Genomic DNA, 19435 nt, shown 5'->3' on the forward strand with positions numbered 1-19435 from the left:
TGATCCCTCCTGATTAGGTTTGCAGCTGTTTCAGTCTGCTTTCTTGTTCACGCACTCTTTCCATTCGCGGCATCGTCATGACGATGCTTGTGCCTTGATCCGGCGAACTATGAACCGTTATCCCGTACTCTTCGCCGTAAACCATCTGAATTCGCCGATGGACATTCACGATGCCGATGCCACCCCTGCGCCGCGCATGCATCCCCTCTTCATCATCGACCAGGCGGTTTTCCTCGAGCCTTTTGCGCAGTTTATGAAGCTTATGGTCCGCTATGCCTGCCCCGTTGTCCTCGACGATAACCAGCAAGTTGTCCTGTTCGATTCTCGTGTCGATCCGAATGTAATGCCATGCTTCGATCCCTTCCGGAAAAGCATGCTGAAAAATATTTTCGACAATCGGCTGTAAGGAGAGCCTGACCATCTTCTCCAATAGGAGCTCGGGCGGCGTCGCCACCTCGATCTCGAAATCGCGCCCGATCCGATGCTTTAAGATCATCATGTAATGCCGCACATGGTTCAGCTCGTTGGCAATGGTGATTTCCTCCAGGTTGGTCTGAATGGAATATCGAAGCATGAAAGCCATGGCCTCCACCATGTCCGAGATCTCGTCGGAATCCTGAACGATCGCGTAACAATTGATCGTTTCCAGCGTGTTGTACAGAAAATGCGGATTGATCTGTAATTGGAGCGCCTGGAACTCTGCCCGCTGCCGCTCCAGCTGGATGTCCTGCAGCTCCAGCTGCGTTTTCTGATTGTGGAGCTCCGTGTCGTATACCTGCTCGATCATATCGGACAAGCGGCTGACCATGAGATTGTAGCTATGGATCAATCCGCCGATCTCGTCCTCCCGCGGCTTCACATCGGTGATATGCGTCCAGTTTCCCTTCTCCGTCTGCCTCATCCCGTTCTTCAGATTGCGGATCGGGTTCACGATCGATTTGCCGAATCTATAGGCAAGAATGAGCGCTATGATCAGCGTAACGAAGCCTACGATAATGGTGGTGGACCGAATCCCCGAAATCGGTGCCCGAAGCTCATCCAGCGGCATCATAATGACGAGGCTCCAGCCTGAATACTCGGACTGGCGCGAGATGATCATCGCTTTCTCGCCTAACACCGGTTCAATGAAGCGATGATCGCCTTTGGCGATAATGCGCTCCGGCAGGTCGGTTGAACTAATTCCGTCCATATCCACGTGCTCAGGGGCATAGACCACTTCACCTTCGCGATCCAGGATGAAGAAGAAGCCCTGCTCCCCGAGATCGACGCCGTTCCATAAACCCGACAGCTGATCTTCATTGAACTCAACCGCAAGCACGCCTTTCACGTCGTACGAGTTCATTCCCCGGATTTTGCGGGCAACCGTAATGACGTTGTCCCGATCCTGTTCCAGCAGGCTGGTCTTCAAAATGACAATCTCCCCGTTCCCCGGCGTCTTCTCCCTGAGTTCACGAAGACGGTCCGACGGATCGATCGACATGGCGGAGAAATTCTGATTCTGATCAAAAATCGACCGGCCATGAAACCCAAGAATGTACATCATATGGGTCTGGGTAGGGTATTGAATGAAGATCTTCTGAAAGACATCCTTTCGGATGAGATTGGTGAACCGGTAATGCTCATAGCTGTCGCTTGGGTCCATATCCAAAAATCGCTTCACCGAATCCTGGAGCAAAATCGTATTGCTGATCCGCTCAAACATCTTCAGCTGATTATCCGTTTGCCTTGCGGCGTTCGTGATAACGGTGGTCATATACTTCTCGACCTGTTCATCAATCGCTTCGGATGATTTGAGATAGAAGAATACGCCGACCGTAGATAGCGAGAACAATATGACGATAAAGAAGTACAAAAAGATTTGACGAGACAGGCTCTTGCGCATCATTCGATCCCCAGCAGCTCCCGGTATTCGGAAGGGGTATAGCCGGTAACCTTCTTAAAGGTTTTGGTAAAATGGGGATGATCCGCATACCCCACTTCGAACGAAATATCCGTTATTTTATAATGCGGAATGGCAAGGAGCTTCTTCGCCTTCTCCATTCGTTTCTTGATGCGATAATGGACAAAGGTCTCGTCCGTCATCTGTTTGAACAGCTGACTGAAATACGACGGGTTGAGTCCGAGCATATCCGCAACCTCATCCAGTGAGAGATCGCGGGATAAGTTCCGCTCTATATAGGCTTTCGCTTCCTCTACAGGCTCCTTGGCATTTCCTTTCCTCTTGTCGCGTATGAGCTTTACCGTCTGATCCACGGCATGACGGAATCTCTCGAAATAATGATGGTTCCCTCCGGGTTCAGCCCCCGAGATACCTGTCATCCGCTCGAACGAATACACATCCCGGCCGTTTAACTGCTTGATCAGTTTCGCGTACAGCTCATCGAGCAGCTCCTGAAGCTGAATCGATTCGAGCCTGCGCTCACTGCAATAATCCTCGATTTCTTGCAGCTTGTTCTGGATATCGTTCATTTGCAAATGCCATACGGCCAGCTCGAGCTGCTCCAGCCAATCCTCCAGCTTGGAGAGCGGAAAATAGAACCGCTGCTTCTCCTGCATGGACTTTCGATCCGCCATCAATTTATTCATGGTGTTATGTACCACCGATTTGGTCACGGGCTTGAGCAGATATTCCTTAACCCCATAGGACATGCATTTCTGGGCATATTCAAAATCGCCGTAACCGGAGATGACAACAACCGTGATATCGCCGTATGTTTCATATAGCTGCTTGCTTAGCTCCAGGCCGTCCATCTTGGGCATTTTGATATCCGTAAAAATAAAGTCCGGTCGTGTCGTCTGGATCGCTTCCAATGCTTCCATGCCGTTGCCGGCCGTTGCGGCTTGAATCATGGCCGGATCCGTCTGCGTGATCAGTTTCGCCAAGCCCATTCTTATCATAGGTTCATCATCAACGACCAGAATGCGGTACATCACCCATTCCCCTTTCAAGACAGCGAGAGTAGTTTAGCTTTAGCAAGATACTCCTCTGCCAGACAAGCAGAGGAGTCATTCTTCAACACTATACTAAAACATGCTCCGCTTATTCGAAAGCGTTTTCTTTTTCGTTATATCGTTTCGTAGCTTCCTCAATAATCTCGCTGCCGCCTTTGGACAGATATTCCTCGAGCACCTTGCCGTAGTTATCGATAGGCTCCCTGCCGTATACCATGCGGAGCACATGCTCCAGAATCAGCGGCGGCAGTTCATCCGATTTCGGATTCAGCTCCGGATATTTCACCATCGCCTCCAGACGCGGATCGAATTCAATGCCGCGGCGGCCCTCTTTCGTAAGCATGTTATCAAAAGCATCAATCAGCTCTTTGCCGGAATCGGACAACTCGGATACGCGTTTGTTGTAGGTCGTGTCCTGCACCAGCCACAGCCAGTAGTTCAAATAACGCATCTTATCCGCACCTTCCGTGTCCGTTGGAACCTCGAAGACCGGCTTGCCGTCGGTTACCTGATAATCCTCGCCCTCAATGCCGAAGCTGAAGAACAATTCCGCATCTTCACTGACCATCCAGTTGAAGAACTTCACGATATCCTCCGCTTTATCCTTCGCCTTTGCGTTGATGAAGAAGGAACGCGTGACCGGATTGTAATGGGCATATCCCCCTTTACCGTCTGGTCCTACAGGGGAAGGAATCAGCGCTACTTTCGCGTCCGGCACATTCTCCTTCAGCTGGGTGCCCCAGATCGGAAGCTCATTCGCGTTCATGGACCACATGCCCGCTTTGCCGCTCGTGACAATGGATTTGAAATCCGCGCTTTCAATCGTCGCGAATTCCTTGCTGATCAATCCTTCCTCGTGCATCGTCTTATAGATCTGAATCGCTTGCTTCATGTTTTCTTCATCAAAGAAGGTTGGCTTTACCTTCCCGTCCGGGAATACCTTGAATTGGTTCAGGTAACCCAGCACGTCATAGGCACCGAAGAAGGTATCCGCATATTTGAAATTCTGACGTCCGGCATAAGGCTGCTCCACCCCGGCTTCCTTGAACGCGCGCAGAACATCCATCGTCTCTTCCACCGTTGTCGGGATCTCCTTGCCTACCTTCTCCAGGAGGTCGGTCCGAATCCATGTGGCCCGTCTGGACGGATTGGACAAGATTTCGGGAATTCCGTAGATATTGCCCGTCTTGGAATCCGTCATCCGCTTCCAGGCTTCCTCGGGGATGAACTTGAGCAGATCCTGCCCATGCTCCTGGAGGAGGTCGTTCAGCGGAAGAAAGACTCCGTTCTCTACGGCACCCGCCAGCTCGGGACCGCTGATTCCGCCAGTGCCCTGCACCACATCCGGAATGTCATTCGTTGCGAACATTTGCACCATTTTATCCTGATATTCGTTATGCGGAATCAGACGGATATCCAGGTCCGTATTCGTCATTTTCTCTAGCTCCAGCACGTACTTATCCTTGTTGATATCCGGATTTTTCTCAACGTAGGATACGTTAAGCGTCCGCATCGACATGGAAAATTTCGTGGCTCCCGCTTCATTCCCGCCTTGGCCGTCGCCGCTCGCATTGGCTCCTCCGCCTCCGCCATTGTTACCCGAACAGCCAACAAGCATGGCCAGTACGAGACCTGATGTAAGCGCACGTGTCCAGCTTTTTCTCATGAATACCCCTCTTTTCAAGCTAATATAGTCGCTTATAATAGCGCTTTCAAACTTAATATCAGTATAGTGAGCCGTCTGGGCGGGAACAAGGAATGTCTTTGGCTCGGTTTGTCGTTTTTTTAGGGTTATTCTTTGATCGACCCGATCATCATCCCATGAATGAAGAAGCGCTGCAGAAACGGATACAAGAGAATGATGGGCAGCGTGGCTACCAGAATCACCGCCATCTGAATGCCTTGAACGGATTGGGAGCTTGCTTCAAATGCCATGTTGCCCGTATCGGTCAGGCCCTCGTTCACCAGAAGCTCCCTCAATTTTACCTGGAGCGGATACTTGGCCCGATCATTGATATAGTAAAGGGCGTCCATATATTTGTTCCAATTGGTCACGGAGTAGAATATCCCTACCGTCGCCAGCGCCGGTTTCGATAACGGAAGCACGATGCTCCACAGGGTACGAACCTCGCTGCATCCGTCGATTCGGGACGAATCGATCAGTTCGCTCGGAATTTGGGTGAAGAAGGTTCGAAGCACAAACAGATTGAATGCGCTGATCGCGGATGGCAGCATCAAAGACCACAGCGTGTTGACGAGATTCAGCTCGCGCATCAAAATGAATTGCGGAATCAGCGGTGCCGTGAATATCATGGTCATCAGGATGATAATCATGATTGTTTTTCGACCGACGTATTCCGGCCTGGAGAGCGGATACGCCAGCGAAGCGGTTGCCGCCAGATTAATGAAGGTTCCGAATAGCGTAATATAGACGCTGATCCCGAAGGCCCTCCAGATGGAGACATCGTTGAATACATGCTGATAGTAGGCAAAGGTGAACTCCACCGGCCAAAACATCACTTCTCCGCGATCGATAGCGCCCGGGCTGCTGAACGACTGGGCAATGACATTGAGAAAAGGGAGCAGCATGGTGAGGGCAAGAAAGGTAAGGATGATATAGTTCAATACAAGAAACAGTTTTCTGCCTGCACTGTCATATTTCACGTTGGTTGTCACTCCCCTCTAATACAGCGACTCGCCGGTCGCTTTCTTGCTGATGGTGTTTGCAATGGAAATCAGGAACAAGCCAACAACGGATTTGAACACCCCGATGGCAGTGGCATAGCTGTACTGAAGCTGCTGCAAGCCCGCTTTGTAAATGTACGTGTCCAAGATTTCGCTGGACTGGATGTTAAGCGGGTTCTGAAACACGAATACGCGTTCAAACCCATAATCCATGAAGTCCCCGATCTTGAGCAGGAACAGGATCGTTATTACGGGAAGCAGCGCTGGCAGGGTAATGCTGAGGGTCTGGCGCCATCTTCCCGCTCCATCAATTTCGGAGGCTTCGTAGAGATCCGGATTTATGCCTGCGAGCGCCGCCAGATAGATGATGGTCCCCCATCCGACATCTCTCCATAATCCAGAGCCCACCAATACCGTTCGAATATAGGAATCTTCGCCAAGGAAATAGATCGGCTCTATGCCGAACCAGCCGAGTATCACGTTCACGATCCCCGATGATGGGGACAGGATTCCCACAAAGATACCGCTTACAATAACCCATGACAGAAAATGCGGCGCATAGAATATCGTCTGGACTATTTTCTTGTAAACGACCTGACGAACCTCATTGAGCAATAAAGCCAGAACAATGGGGGCGGTAAAAGCAAACAGAATGTCATATGTACCCAGCAGAAGCGTATTACGCAGAATTTTCAAAAAATCATAGTGCTGGAACATTCGCCCAAAGTGCTCAAGGCCCACCCAGGGACTTCCCGTTACGCCCGCAAACAGATTGTAGTTCTGAAATGCGATCACGGAGCCCATTAATGGAACATATTTGAATAATCCGAAGAACAGCAGTCCCGGCAGCGATATGAAGTACAGCGCCCTGTATTTCCACATGAAGCCAAGTAATCTTCTCCGTTTATCGAGCTTTCCCTCCAGAATCGGGCTTACCCCTGCTTTGCTTGGCTCGGCCATCAGTCATCACCTCTTGTTTCTCAAATTGGCCGGTGCGTTGTCATCTATCGGAATTTCGTCAAACCGGATGCTGATAAATTCAGGCTCCCGGTCAATGATCCGTGACAGCTCCTTTGTAAAAACATCAACGATTTCGTTCTTCTGCTCATCCGTGCGTCCTTCATACATTTTAATCGTAATTTGCGGCATCGGCTTTCGCCTCCTTAGGAAATGGATGTGATGAATATCCTTATCCTATAAGTTTTCATGACCGGGCAGCAATGGAAGAAGATCGGTTCCTTTGTGTTTTTTTTAGGTGGATCGGCGGCTTGTGTTTTTTTAAGATCGGCTTGTTATTTCAATAGTTCTTAAGCGGTATATGTAGAATTTGGCAGCGTTCTATGGAACAATGGATCAAAGCAGTTGCGATAATTAGCCAAACGATGACATCAGTTTTGGGAGGTTAGCGATGAACGGACAACATCAGGAAACGATAATGCCCTATTCGTTATTATGGGGACAATTGGAAAAGAAACTGTCGCGCATGACGGGACAGCTCCAAGGCAAAGTTCCTCATGCAACAACGAACGGAATCTATGATTCCACCCGGATCGACTGGTGGACCTCCGGTTTTTGGCCGGGAATGCTCTGGATCATGTATGATATGACCAAGGAGCCGCAGTATAAGGAATGGGCTTGGGAATGGGATGTTCGACTTGAACAAGCCCTTATCGGGGACAGTAATTTTCATCACGATGTCGGCTTTCAATTTCTGCCGACAGCCGTCATCAAATATAAACTGACCGGCGATCCGGATGCCAGGCGGAGAGGATTGTTGGCGGCTACCCTGCTGGCCGGGAGGTATAACCCGGTCGGCAGATTTATTCGTGCTTGGAATCAAGTGAAACCAACCTCATGGAATCATGGGAATGAAGGCTGGTCCATTATCGACTCCACCATGAACCTCTCCCTCCTATTCTGGGCTTCCGAGGAGAGTGGTGACCCGAGATTCGCTCATATCGCCAGAGAGCAAGCCAATACGGTTGCCGAGCATTTCATAAGACCGGACGGCTCCGTTCGGCACATCTGCCGATTTGATCCATTAACGGGAGAATTCATCGAAGCGCTGGGAGGACAAGGCTATGGTCCGGAGTCTGCGTGGAGTCGTGGAGCGGCCTGGGCATTGCATGGCATGGCTAATACCTATCGTTATACCCGCGATATACGGTATCTTGAAGCCGCCAAGCGAGTTGCCCATTTTTTCATAGCTTCCCTTGAGGAGGATTCCATACCCCGCTGGGATTTCCGCGCGGAGCGCAAGGAGATGCGAACATCCGATCGTGAACAGACGGAATCATTCCCGATCACTTCCGAACCACGGGATACGTCAGCAGCATCCTGCGCTGCTTCCGGTCTGCTTGAAATCGCGGACCTGGTGCCTTTAACCGAAAGCCCTCTGTACCGCGAAAGTGCCTTGCGTATCATCGACTCCTTGACGGCCCATTACGCCGAATTGGATGACCCCGCGTATGAAGGCATACTGAAGGAAGCCACGGGGCATCTGCCTGCCGGACAAAATATAAACGTCTCGCTGATCTATGGGGATTACTATTATGTTGAGACCGCTGCCAAGTTAATGGGATGGAAAAACCGGATCTTCTGATCCGGTTTTTTGCATGTCCATTCAACTATTCTTCTTTAGGAATCCGGATATAGAAGCAGCTGCCGCCGGCATGCTTCTCTCCGCTCTCAGCCCATACCTGACCGCCATGTGCAGATACCAGCTGCTTGACGATGGCCAGCCCCATCCCGCTTCCGCCACTTAACCGATTCCTTGACTTATCACCCCGATACAGCCTTTCGAAAATATACAGCAGATCGGAGGAAGAGATCCCCTGCCCTGAATCTTTGATTCGAATTAGGGCGTTTGCCCCTTCGTCCACGAGTTCGGCTTGTACCGTTCCGCCAGCTGGCGTGTAGTGTAAGGCATTACTTAACATATTGATGAGAACCTGGAGCATCCGGTCGGCATCCACCTCGGCTAGGATCGGCGAACCGCTGACATATTGCAGGTCCACCCTTTTTTCATGATACATTGCTGCCGCCAAGGTGATGGCCCTCTCCATGATGTGACCAAGCTCCTGCTTGGATCGGGATAGTTGAAACTCCGGCGATTCCATATCATGCAAATCCTCGAGCTCCGTGACAAGCTGAATCAATCGATCAATCTCTTTCAGGCACGTTTGAAACCGATCTGCGGTCGGATCCCATATGCCATCCTCAAGTGCACGGGTGTGACTCTTTAATGTGGTTAACGGCGTTCGCAGTTCATGTGCGATATCTTGGGTCATATTCCTGCGAAGCAACTCCTGCTTCTGTAACTGCACAGCCAGCTCGTTCAGCGAAGAGCCGAGTCCCGCGATTTCATCGTACCCTTTGGTTGTCACACGGATGTCCCACTTCCCCCGCGTCATCATTTCAGCCGCTCGCTTCATCTGGACGAGGGGGGCCGATATTCTCCTTGCAACACATATGCCTATTACGGAAGCAATCGCAATGGATAAGAGACATGTCAAAATGATGGATTGCATCTGCGCCTGCTCCAAATGATAATTCAGCTCAGCCATTCCATCATGCACGGATGATTGCTGCTGGAACATGGCTATATGATAATGGTTGGTCACAATATTGATCACGGTAAACATGATCAGAATCCCTGCCGTGATACTGATGATGATTGCGGCAAGCCTCAGGTCCAGCCGATGCTTCAAGCCCCATCACCTCCAAAGCGGTATCCGAATCCGTAAACGGTGATGATATACTGGGGCTGCCTTGGGTCGGGTTCAATCTTTTGCCTAAGATTCTTGATATGCTGATCAATAATTCGGATATCGCCGATAAAGTCATAGCCTAACACACGATCGACCAGTTCTTCGCGCGAGAAATTGCGCTGGGGGTACTTAGCCAATAGAAGCAGCAGTTTGTATTCGCTTGGCGTCAAATTTACGACCTGTCCATGGCAGGTAACTTCGTGTTTCATCGAATGAATGGCCAGCGCGCCTTGGTGATATACAATAACGTCCGCCAGCAGCTTGCTGTCATCTCCCCGCCTCAAGACGGCCTTGACTCTTGCCACAACTTCCCGAGGGTCGAACGGCTTCACGATATAATCATCCGCTCCGATGGCAAACCCGCCAATCCGGCTGCTCTGGGCCACCTTAGCCGTTAACATCATGATAGGCACCGCGCTGAACGTACGAATTTCCTGGCATATCCGCTCACCATCCATATCAGGAAGCATGAGGTCCAGTATGACAAGATCGACGGATTCCTCTCGTAAGAAATCGAACGCTTCGGCACCGTTGGCCGCCTCCAGCGTCAGATAATGTTCTTTGTTCAGGTAAGATACAAGAACTTCTCGAATATTCGGTTCATCATCCACGATTAATATAGTTTTCATTCTGGGTTTCTCCTTATTGAATCCTTCGCCAGTACAAGTCAACTTTAACATAAGACCCCATTGTAACTGAAACTTGTGAAGATTCGATGAGGATGAACCAAGAAGCCCATACCATTCATAGGTACTGCTGTTATTGCGCTGAGGGTCGTGTCATAACATGGCCTCTGTGATTTGGGACTTCAGATAAGAGACGCTTTGCGGCACCTGACGTTCATGCAGGCCATGAAGGATCAGCGGACCCTTGAAATGATAAGCGTGCAGCAATTTCATGTAAGCTTTATAATCCAGTTCACCGGTTCCTGCAGCCGTATAATGGAGTCCGTCTACGGTCGAATAATCCTTGGCATGCGCAATAATGACATGTTCGCTGAGCAGTGACAGCGCTTGACCGATAACTTCTGCCAGGGGCCTCCTCTCAGTCGGACTGAACAAGTTCGCTGCATCCAGAACGACCTTTAACCGGGGAGAATCCATCGTATCCAGCAGCCGTCTGGCTTTGACAGCATCGCTGATCACATTGGCAGGCTCAGGTTCAATAGCCAGTTCCAGCTCGAACTCCTCTGCCATATTCACTACTTCATGCAAAGTCGTTAACAGGTCATCCCATGCTTCCTGTGAATCGTTATCCGGATGCTCCCTCCACATATTATCCTTATCCCTTGTGCCGGTGCACAGGGTAATGACCGACGTCCCCATCGAATGGCACATGGCTGCCAATTGACGAAATCGTCGAATGTCACCTCGCAATCTCTGCCGGTCCGGGTGAATCATATTGAAGGTTCCGGATACGGCGGCTATATGTAGATGGCGCTTCTCACATTCTTCTCTTATATATACCGCGGTTTCCAGATCGATCTCGTGCGGTAGTGATGGGAGACCCGCGCAGGAAAGATTAAATTGGATCACACTCAGTCCGGTTGCTTTCACTGCGTCCAAATTTTCCTCCAATGTAGGTCGTTCAAACGTTTTGGAGAAAATGCCCAGCCTCATGCCTCATACACCTCCCGTTACATTAGCCAGCTTCACCGTATCCCCGCTCTCCACCGATCGTGCGATCGCCGCCATGGCACGCATAGCAGCCACTCCATCCTCCAGATTGGCTCCTCGCATGGGTGCCTGCTCCAGAATCGTATCCGCAAAGCCTTCAACCTGCAGCTTGAAGAAATGCGCATCTTCGCCAAGCGGACGATGATAACAACCATCCCGTGCCGAGAATACCTCGACGTCGCTGGACTTAAAAAGCCAAGGATTATAGGTCTTGCCAATCACGCTTCCGTGTTCGCCGTAGATGTGAAAGCCCTCATGCCAGTCCATCCGCACGGCAACCGTTAGATCCAGATGTCCTACAGCGCCCGAGGCATACTGCACCGTGACAAACCAGTTATACGCCCCGAACTTTTGCGTGTTCCAGGCTGTAACGCTATCTATCTCTCCACCTAAAAAGCGAGCCGTATCCACCAGATGACTGCCATGCGTCAGCATGTAATAACGCAGCTTATCCAGCTTCGGATTCCCTTCCGGCCTTAACGCATTCGGACTTAACTGTACCATGGGCTGCACGTTCTCGGTGACCGTATACCGGTAGGTTGAGTCGCAGTACCATGCTTTCAACGCCAGCATCTCACCCATTTCTTGATCCATAAACTGCTTAGCATAAGCGATGCCTGGGTCAAAGCGCTTCATATTGCCGATTTGGACAATACATCCGGAATGCCGCGCCTTCCGCTGCAATTCCTCACACTCTTCTACGGTGACGCCAAGAGGCTTCTCCACTAGAACATGTTTCCCTGCTTCAATGGCTTTAAGAGCGGCTTCCACGTGAAATTGATCCGCGATGCCGATGATAACAGCCTCCACCTCGGGATCGGCCAGCATCTTGTCATAACCATTGTAGGTTTGTACCGGCTGATGGATATCGGCCATGCGGTTCATCAAATCCTCCGCGACATCGCATATCGCGTATAGCCTGGCATTGCGCGCTCTCCGGCAAGCCTCGAAATGTCCGTACTGCGATATGGGGCCGCAGCCCAGTACGCCGATATTTAACACCTTCTTCTCCATGATCATGACAGCACCTCCTGTAATGGATGATTATAAGAAAAACGTCTATCGACGTACCTTCTCAGAAGACAGACCGCGGTTATAGGATGTTTTTCTTGCGATATCAGGAAGCCCATGCTTCGAAGTTTATACTTTCTGATATCTAAAGAAAAACGTCTATCGACGTACCTTCTCAGAAGACAGACCGCGGTTATAGGATGTTTTTCTTGCGATATCAGGAAGGCCCATGCTTCGAAGTTTATACTTCCTGATATCTAAAGAAAAACGTCTATCGACGTACCTTCTCAGAAGACAGACCGCGGTTATAGGATGTTTTTCTTGCGATATCAGGAAGGCCCAAGCCTCGAAGTTTATACTTCCTGATATCTAAAGAAAAACGTCTATCGACGTACCTTCTCAGAAGACAGACCGCGGTTATAGGATGTTTTCCTTGCGATATCAGGAAGGCCCAAGCCTCGAAGTTTATACTTCCTGATATCTAAAGAAAAACGTCTATCGACGTACTTCCTCGGAAGACAGGTCGCGGTTAAAGGAAGTTTTTCTTGCGATTATTGAATGGTTCAGCTCCGCTGAAAACTAATAAATTCTATAATCTATGGCAAAAGCCACAGGATATACTCCTGCGGCCGCAATCCCTCTTATTTTTTTGCCATGTATTTGCGAATGTCAAATGCGACCGCTGCTACGATAATAAGCCCTTTAATGATCAATTGCCAGTATGGGCTGACGCCGATAAAGGTTAATCCGTAATTGATGACGCCGAAGATAAGAACCCCGGCCATCACGCCCGGCACCGTACCGATGCCTCCCGCAGTGGACACCCCCCCAACCACGCATGCGGCAATCGCATCCAGTTCATACATATTGCCGTAGTTATTCGTCGCGCCCCCGGTTCTCGCAGCCTCCAGTACGCCGGCGATGCCGTACAACGCACCGGAAATAGCGTAGATCGCTATAAGATTACGGGCTACATTGATCCCCGAAACATGCGCCGCTTGCACGTTGCCGCCGATGGCATACATATTTTTGCCGAGCCGGGTTTTGTTGAATATCACCCAGCAGATGAACGCAACGAAGACGGCGATAATGACGATGTAAGGGAGTGAATATCCGCCGCCGAAGTCAATGTAGCCGCTGCCCCACACGGTAAAGTCCGGTCTCAAGCCGCCAATCGGCTGGGATTGGTTCGGCTCCATATCAAAATAGATGGAATTGATGCCGTAAATGCCGACCATCGTACCGAGCGTGGCTATGAATGGCGGCACATGCAGTTTAGCTACAATGAAACCATTGATTAACCCAACGATAAGCCCCGCTAATATACCGATAAGAATCGGCAATACAACCGATACTTGGGGCAGGTCCGGGAAGAAGCGGTTTGCGTATACATCCGTTTGCAGCATGGAAGCCGATACAACCGCCGTTAACCCGACAACGCGTCCTGCGGAGAGGTCAACCCCGCCGGTGATCAGAATGAACGCCGCGCCAAGGGCGATAATTAATCGGGTGGAGGATTGCTGTAAAATATCCCGCAGCGTGGAGAAGGCCAGAAAATTGGGATCTGCGACTGCAATCCCGACAACAAGTAATATCAATACTACAAATATGGCGCGCTGCGCCAAATAATCTTTCACCTTACCGATGGTTTGCGTATTCATCGACTTCCCCTCCCGAATCAGCTGACCGCTGTGCGGCAAGCCTCATGATTTCCTCTTCGCTTGCTTCCTGCCCTGCGAGAATTCCCGTCAGCCGCCCTTCGCTCATCACCATGATTCGGTCGGACATTCCGAGCAGCTCGGGCATTTCGGAGGAAATCATAATAATGCTCTTTCCTTGCTTGGCTAACTGCGTAATGATCGAATAAATCTCGAACTTGGCGCCGACATCAATTCCACGGGTCGGTTCATCCAGCAGAAGGATTTCAGGCTCAGTCAGAAGCCACCTCGCCAGCAGTACCTTCTGCTGGTTGCCACCCGACAGGTTCCGTATCTGGGTATGGACCGAGGGAGTTTTGGTTCTCAGCTGCTCCACGTTCGTTCGCGCATCCTCGATTCCTCTGCGTTCATTTAACAGGAACGCCCAATTCTGATACCTTCGAAGATTGGCAATGACGGTATTCTCATAGACCGAGAGAACCGGAAATATGCCGGTAACTCTGCGCTCTTCCGTCAGCAGCGCCATATTATTTTTCTTGGCATCCGAGGGTGATTTGATCTTTACTGGCTTCCCGTTTATCGATATGGTTCCGGAAGCCACTGGACGAAGCCCGAATATAGCTTCAACCAATTCCGTTCGCTGTGCGCCGACAAGGCCGCCAACGCCCAGAATCTCTCCCCGTCTTAGCTCGAAGGACACATTCTGAAACGATTTCGGATTCGGGGAACTCAATTGGTGGACCTGCATCCGGGTTTCGCCGGGAACGTTCATCCGTTCCGGATAGCGCTCCGTCAAGTCCCGCCCCACCATGCGGGTGATAATCAAATCGGTTGTCAGCTCGCCGGCTTGCCAGGTGCCCACATACTTCCCATCGCGCATGATCGTCACATCATCGGATATGCGCAAAATCTCTTCCATTTTGTGCGAGATGTAGACGATGGACACGCCTTGCGAACGCAGCCTGTTCATCATGCTGAACAGATGCTCCACTTCATTGCCTGTCAGCGATGAGGTTGGTTCGTCCATGACAATGACCTTGGAGCGATAGGATACCGCTTTGACGATTTCCAGCGATTGGATTTTGGATACAGAGAGCGCACCTGTTCTTGCCCTGGGATCCATATCGATATCGAGCTCGCGGAACAGACGGAGCGTATCTTCTGCCATCTGTTTCTCATTCACGAATTTCAAAGGCCAGAAGCCCGTCACCGGAAATCTTCCCAGCCATATATTCTCCATCACGTTGCGGTGCGGCACGGGATGAAGTTCCTGATGGATCATGGAAATTCCGTGATTCAGTGCATCCTTGGAGCTGTTGATGGTTACCTTGCTGCCGTTCAAATAAATATCGCCTTCATCAGGCTTGTATATGCCGAACAAACATTTCATCAACGTTGATTTACCTGCCCCGTTCTCTCCCATAAGAGCATGCACGGTGCCTGGTCTTACCTTAAATGTTACGTCGCTTAGGGCCTGAACACCGGGAAACGCCTTCGATATATTCCGCATCTCCAGCACATACGGTTCCGTCACGTTGGGGTTACCTCCTTCGCTGGCCGGGTCGAAAAGAGCCGAATATAAAGGGACAACGCTACGAATAGCCGCTGCCCCTTCCTATAACCCTGCTATTATTTCGCGTCGGCGATATTGTCCTTCGTTATTTTTTTGTAAGCGATCCATACGTATTTGCCGTCGGTAATATCAAATCCGGTGTTGTCCTTGTTCGGCGTTTCTCCTTTGGATAGTGCTGCGGCAATCGCGACGGAAGCTTTGCCCTGGCTCTTGGCATCATTAAGCACGGTGCCGAGAAGCGTGCCGTCTTCCAGTGCCTGAATGGCCGGAGCTGTCGCATCTACGCCCACAACCGGCATATATTTGTCGCCGCTGAAGTACCCCGCTGCTTTCAATGCTTCAATGGCACCGAGCGCCATATCGTCATTGTTGGCCAGAACCGCTTCAATCTTGTCGCCATGGGATGCAAGGAAGGCCTGCATCTTCTCCTGTCCCTTCACGCGATCCCACATGGCGGTATCCACCGCAAGCGCTTCGACCTCGATCCCGGCATCTTGAATCGCCTGCACGGAGAATTTGGTCCGCAGCTCGGCATCCTGATGCCCCGGCTCGCCCTGCAGCAATACATACTGCAGCTTGCCATCCCCGTTCTTATCCGCCTTCGGATTGGCCTTCCAATAATCAACGATAAGCTGGCCCGAAATCGTTCCGGATTCCTCGGCTTTCGCCCCTACGTAATACACCTTATCCCATTTGTTCATGTCTTCCGCGATCGGCTCCCGGTTCAAGAAGACCACCGGCGTATTCGAAGTTTTAGCCTTATCGATAATGACGCCGGCGGCCGTCCGATCCACCGGGTTGATGATCATGGAGCTGTATTTCTTCGAAATAAACAGATCGATTTTCTCATTTTGGGTGGGCTGTGCATTTTGACTATCCACGATATCCAGTTTGGCTACGCCATTCGCTGCATCGGACATCGCGTTCCGAACGCCCGTCATGAACGTATCGTCGAACTTGTAAATCGCCACCCCGACTTGAGGTGTGCTGCCGCTCGCCGCTTCACCTTCTTTGCTTTCGCTGCCGGTTGAACTGCTCCCGCCGTTATTGCATGCCGCCGTGGTCAGCATCATGCCGGCCAAAAGGATTAACAGCCATTTTTTCTTCACCTGGGTTGACCTCCCTGTTTCATTCGAATTTTCAGTGACGGGTTCGGCAATTTATATGCCATATCTCACTGTCTACCGCCATTATGCCGCAATGCTTCTGACATTCGAATTCAAAATCCTCATGCTTTCTAGCAAAATTCTCATCACTTTGCCTCTAAGGATCGGGACTTCGTTACTTCACAAATGGAAACAGCACCTTCTGATTATCCATCCAGAACATATTGTCAGCATCAATCACCTTGGTCTCAAGCACAATCGGCTTGTCATATTTCGAACCATCCAAGACCTTCACGGCCTGTTCTACTCCCAGATAACCCGTGCTGAACCCGTTCTGCACAACGAGCTTGTGAAGGATGCCATCCTGCAGAAGCTGAAGCTGCTCCAGATCGCTACCAAAGGTGACAATCTTGATCTTCCCCTGAACTTTCCTTCTCGCGACTTCTTTGGCCGCTCCCAAGGAGGCCTGAATATCGAGTGCCAGAATCCCGTCGACGGATCCCCGGTCCAGCAGCTGCTTGGCCGCCTGCCAGCATGCATCTTCGCGTTTGCCGCACGCAGCTCCGTCCGCTATTTGTATCCCGCTCATTTCCGACAATACGCTTTTGGCGCCCTCTTCGCGGGCCATTAGGTCGGGATCCTCCCTGTCGGATCGAAGTATGGCGACAACACCCCGACCTTCAAGCAACTCGGCCAGCTGCTCCCCCGCCTTGCGTCCGGCCACCTCATTATTGATGGCAATGGCGGAGAGGACGCCTGTCGTCATTCGCTGATCATTCAAAGCAATGACGGGCACCTCAGCTGCTGATGCTTGATCACCTAATTTCTGCAGTACAGCTTCGGATGCCGGATCGATCAAAATCGCGGAGGAGCCTTTCTCCAGCACCTTCAATGCTGCTTGCAGCTGCTCCGCTTCATCGTCACTTGGCTCCAGGGAGATATAATCAAGCGCCAATCCGTATTCCTTGGCAGCTGCCTCGGCGCCTAATCGGATGGCATCACCCTGCTCTTCGGCGTGTATGGGCGCTACGAGGGAAATATGCCGAAGGTCGGGCTCATTCTCATCCTTGGTTGCGCCCGAAGAACACGAGGTTAAGAGGATCAAGGATAGGATAAGTACAACGAGATAGCCCTTGGGTACAGCCGGTATCCGTACCACACGATGAATTTTAATCATTCTCCAGCCCCTCCTCTATGTGGTGAATGACCGGAATCCGTATGCGAACGGTCGTGCCCACTTCAAGCTCACTCTCAAACTCCAGACCGAAACGATGCCCATAATACAATTGAATGCGGTCATGAACATTTCGAACGGCCACGCCGGAGCCTGCCGTATTGATAAATGGAGCCGGATGTTGACGCAGCGCTTCAACCTCTAATATCCGCTCAACCATCGCGGGAGACATCCCGACGCCATTGTCCGTCACCGTCATCTCCAATAAGTCGCCATTGATAGCAGCCGTTATGTGAATATGTCCCTGATCCACCATATACTCAATGCCATGTACGATGGCATTCTCGATTAAGGGCTGCAGCACCAGCTTTAGCGTGTAACAAGACTGCGCCGCTTCATCCGCTTCGATCATAAAATCGAATTTCTGTTTATACCTCATCTGTTGGATGGTCAAATAATGCCTTGCATGTTCCAGCTCTTCACGGACGCTTATGGATGTCTTCCCTTTGCTCAAGCTCAAACGAAACAGCTTGGACAAGGAAGTAATCATCGTAATGACCTCCTCCTTCTTGCTCATGCCCACCATACGGACAACCGAATTCAACGTGTTATATAAAAAATGCGGGTTGATCTGAGCCTGCAAAGCTTCCAGCTCGTATCTACGCTTCGATTCCTGCTCTTTCACAATCTGTTTCATGAGCTGCCTGATCTTATCCAGCATCAGATTGAACCGGCTGGACAGCTGTACTACTTCCAGTGGCCCCCGCATCGGGAGCTTCACATTAAAATCGCCACGTTCCACCGCCTTCATCGTTCTGCCCATCCGGCGGATGGGGCGGGTGAGCATGGCCGAGAGAATCAGGGAAACCACGATGGCAAGCACCAGTACAATCGCCACGACCTGAATCAGATAACGATTGACCTCTTCTCTTGTCGTCATGATTTCATCCAAATAAGAAACCCCAACGATTTTCCATCCTATGTTGACGACCGATTTCACCGTATTCAGCCGCTTGACTCCATCCGATTCATCAATGTAGCTGTCCGAGGAAGTGAGCGCCCGCTCTACGCTCTCATTCCGTAGTCCCATGTAAATTAACTGCTGCTGGGGATGGTATACGATGTTTCCCGCTCCTTCATCGATGATGTACGCATACCCCCGCTTACCCAGGCTAATACGGCTGCTTAGCTCATCGATTTTCTTGAAGTTGATATCCACCAGCAAAATGACATAGGTCGGCTCCCCGTTATGAACAACCGTAATTCCTTTGCTCATCGTAACCACCCATTCAAATGTATGGTCGTACAAATTCTGCACATGCGGCAGCGAGAAGCTCAGATGGTTGGAGACTCTCATGGCCGAGTGAAACCAGCTCTGCTCCGTCACCCGGGCGCTGGGTTTAACCGGAATGGCCGGGTGGTTCCTCAGCATATCGCCTTGTTCATTAAATAAAGCGATGGAGACGATGTCATCCCGACTTCGCATGATGGTGTTCAGCTGTTGAGTGACCTGATCATCGTCCCATTGCCCGTCCGCGAGCATGTTTTCCTCAATGGCCCGATACAGCTGTGCCATGCCGTCCACATAATCCTCGAGATTATAGCTTACCTGATCTACAATTTGCTGGGCATTCAGAAATACGCTCTGCTCAGCCGATCGCGAGAATTTATTGAACAACAGAACAGCTACCACGATCACGATAAGCAGAATAAATGCCGAGAAGGACCACATGATGATCGATTGAATGCTGTGTGCGCGTACTCGCCTAACCCATCGCTGAATGGTTGGTTTGATCGAGTCCCGCTTGGCATACGTGATTTTCAACCGTT

General features: G+C 50.7%; 16 protein-coding genes. 1 reads left to right on the top strand and 15 read right to left on the bottom strand.

What is annotated here, in order from left to right:
* Positions 1 to 13: 13 nt before the first annotated feature.
* From PAEVO_RS11495 to PAEVO_RS11520, 6 genes are all read right to left on the bottom strand, one after another.
* Positions 14 to 1885, bottom strand: coding sequence for a cache domain-containing sensor histidine kinase (locus PAEVO_RS11495; protein WP_100537664.1), 1872 nt, complete (start codon positions 1883 to 1885; stop codon positions 14 to 16).
* Positions 1882 to 2931 (bottom strand): response regulator transcription factor, encoded by a 1050-nt coding sequence (locus PAEVO_RS11500; RefSeq protein ID WP_100537665.1) that lies wholly within the window; start codon positions 2929 to 2931, stop codon positions 1882 to 1884. Before PAEVO_RS11500 ends, PAEVO_RS11495 begins: the two co-directional genes overlap by 4 nt.
* Positions 2932 to 3040: 109 nt before the next feature.
* Entirely contained in the window at positions 3041 to 4618 is a 1578-nt protein-coding gene (locus PAEVO_RS11505; RefSeq protein ID WP_100537666.1) for an extracellular solute-binding protein, read from the bottom strand.
* A gap of 125 nt (positions 4619 to 4743) precedes the next feature.
* Positions 4744 to 5616 carry a carbohydrate ABC transporter permease gene (locus tag PAEVO_RS11510; RefSeq protein ID WP_100537667.1) on the bottom strand — a complete coding sequence of 291 codons (873 nt, stop codon included), beginning with the start codon at positions 5614 to 5616 and terminating at the stop codon, positions 4744 to 4746.
* A gap of 18 nt (positions 5617 to 5634) precedes the next feature.
* Complete coding sequence (locus PAEVO_RS11515; RefSeq protein WP_100537668.1) at positions 5635 to 6597, bottom strand: ABC transporter permease; 963 nt, start codon at positions 6595 to 6597, stop codon at positions 5635 to 5637.
* Between the two features lie 6 nt (positions 6598 to 6603).
* On the bottom strand, positions 6604 to 6786 hold the full coding sequence (locus tag PAEVO_RS11520; RefSeq protein WP_076321763.1) for a tautomerase family protein: 183 nt from the start codon (positions 6784 to 6786) through the stop codon (positions 6604 to 6606).
* 259 nt (positions 6787 to 7045) lie between these two features.
* Here PAEVO_RS11520 and PAEVO_RS11525 point away from each other — a divergent pair, with 259 nt between their 5' ends.
* Positions 7046 to 8239, top strand: a complete 1194-nt coding sequence (locus PAEVO_RS11525; protein WP_100537669.1) for a glycoside hydrolase family 88 protein — start codon at positions 7046 to 7048, stop codon at positions 8237 to 8239.
* A 25-nt stretch (positions 8240 to 8264) separates the two neighbouring features.
* Here PAEVO_RS11525 and PAEVO_RS11530 read toward each other — a convergent pair whose 3' ends face one another.
* From PAEVO_RS11530 to PAEVO_RS11570, 9 genes are all read right to left on the bottom strand, one after another.
* A complete protein-coding gene (locus tag PAEVO_RS11530) occupies positions 8265 to 9347 on the bottom strand; it encodes a sensor histidine kinase (protein ID WP_100537670.1) in 1083 nt (360 codons plus the stop codon).
* Positions 9344 to 10036 carry a response regulator transcription factor gene (locus PAEVO_RS11535; protein WP_100537671.1) on the bottom strand — a complete coding sequence of 231 codons (693 nt, stop codon included), beginning with the start codon at positions 10034 to 10036 and terminating at the stop codon, positions 9344 to 9346. The genes PAEVO_RS11530 and PAEVO_RS11535 overlap by 4 nt, the downstream gene beginning before the upstream one ends.
* Before the next feature lie 150 nt (positions 10037 to 10186).
* Entirely contained in the window at positions 10187 to 11026 is an 840-nt protein-coding gene (locus PAEVO_RS11540) for a sugar phosphate isomerase/epimerase family protein (RefSeq protein WP_100537672.1), read from the bottom strand.
* A 3-nt stretch (positions 11027 to 11029) separates the two neighbouring features.
* Positions 11030 to 12103 carry a Gfo/Idh/MocA family oxidoreductase gene (locus tag PAEVO_RS11545; protein ID WP_100537673.1) on the bottom strand — a complete coding sequence of 358 codons (1074 nt, stop codon included), beginning with the start codon at positions 12101 to 12103 and terminating at the stop codon, positions 11030 to 11032.
* A 632-nt stretch (positions 12104 to 12735) separates the two neighbouring features.
* Positions 12736 to 13755 carry a galactose/methyl galactoside ABC transporter permease MglC gene (mglC, locus tag PAEVO_RS11550; protein WP_100537674.1) on the bottom strand — a complete coding sequence of 340 codons (1020 nt, stop codon included), beginning with the start codon at positions 13753 to 13755 and terminating at the stop codon, positions 12736 to 12738.
* Positions 13733 to 15262 carry a sugar ABC transporter ATP-binding protein gene (locus PAEVO_RS11555; protein WP_394057369.1) on the bottom strand — a complete coding sequence of 510 codons (1530 nt, stop codon included), beginning with the start codon at positions 15260 to 15262 and terminating at the stop codon, positions 13733 to 13735. Before PAEVO_RS11555 ends, mglC begins: the two co-directional genes overlap by 23 nt.
* A 119-nt stretch (positions 15263 to 15381) precedes the next feature.
* Entirely contained in the window at positions 15382 to 16398 is a 1017-nt protein-coding gene (locus PAEVO_RS11560) for a galactose ABC transporter substrate-binding protein (protein WP_481856497.1), read from the bottom strand.
* A 208-nt stretch (positions 16399 to 16606) separates the two neighbouring features.
* On the bottom strand, positions 16607 to 17608 hold the full coding sequence (locus PAEVO_RS11565) for a substrate-binding domain-containing protein (protein WP_100537677.1): 1002 nt from the start codon (positions 17606 to 17608) through the stop codon (positions 16607 to 16609).
* Complete coding sequence (locus PAEVO_RS11570; RefSeq protein ID WP_100537678.1) at positions 17601 to 19430, bottom strand: cache domain-containing sensor histidine kinase; 1830 nt, start codon at positions 19428 to 19430, stop codon at positions 17601 to 17603. The genes PAEVO_RS11565 and PAEVO_RS11570 overlap by 8 nt, the downstream gene beginning before the upstream one ends.
* Positions 19431 to 19435: the final 5 nt, after the last annotated feature.

Source organism: Paenibacillus sp. GM2FR, from assembly GCF_002803325.1.
Taxonomy (GTDB): Bacteria; Bacillota; Bacilli; order Paenibacillales; family Paenibacillaceae; genus Paenibacillus_AQ; species Paenibacillus_AQ lautus.

Coding starts and splice junctions, on each gene's coding strand:
- PAEVO_RS11495 (WP_100537664.1), bottom strand. CDS start 1,885: ATGATGCGCAAGAGCCTGTCTCGTCAAATCTTTTTGTACTTCTTTATC.
- PAEVO_RS11500 (WP_100537665.1), bottom strand. CDS start 2,931: ATGTACCGCATTCTGGTCGTTGATGATGAACCTATGATAAGAATGGGC.
- PAEVO_RS11505 (WP_100537666.1), bottom strand. CDS start 4,618: ATGAGAAAAAGCTGGACACGTGCGCTTACATCAGGTCTCGTACTGGCC.
- PAEVO_RS11515 (WP_100537668.1), bottom strand. CDS start 6,597: ATGGCCGAGCCAAGCAAAGCAGGGGTAAGCCCGATTCTGGAGGGAAAG.
- PAEVO_RS11520 (WP_076321763.1), bottom strand. CDS start 6,786: ATGCCGCAAATTACGATTAAAATGTATGAAGGACGCACGGATGAGCAG.
- PAEVO_RS11525 (WP_100537669.1), top strand. CDS start 7,046: ATGAACGGACAACATCAGGAAACGATAATGCCCTATTCGTTATTATGG.
- PAEVO_RS11535 (WP_100537671.1), bottom strand. CDS start 10,036: ATGAAAACTATATTAATCGTGGATGATGAACCGAATATTCGAGAAGTT.
- PAEVO_RS11540 (WP_100537672.1), bottom strand. CDS start 11,026: ATGAGGCTGGGCATTTTCTCCAAAACGTTTGAACGACCTACATTGGAG.
- PAEVO_RS11545 (WP_100537673.1), bottom strand. CDS start 12,103: ATGATCATGGAGAAGAAGGTGTTAAATATCGGCGTACTGGGCTGCGGC.
- mglC (WP_100537674.1), bottom strand. CDS start 13,755: ATGAATACGCAAACCATCGGTAAGGTGAAAGATTATTTGGCGCAGCGC.
- PAEVO_RS11555 (WP_394057369.1), bottom strand. CDS start 15,262: ATGCGGAATATATCGAAGGCGTTTCCCGGTGTTCAGGCCCTAAGCGAC.
- PAEVO_RS11560 (WP_481856497.1), bottom strand. CDS start 16,398: ATGATGCTGACCACGGCGGCATGCAATAACGGCGGGAGCAGTTCAACC.
- PAEVO_RS11565 (WP_100537677.1), bottom strand. CDS start 17,608: ATGATTAAAATTCATCGTGTGGTACGGATACCGGCTGTACCCAAGGGC.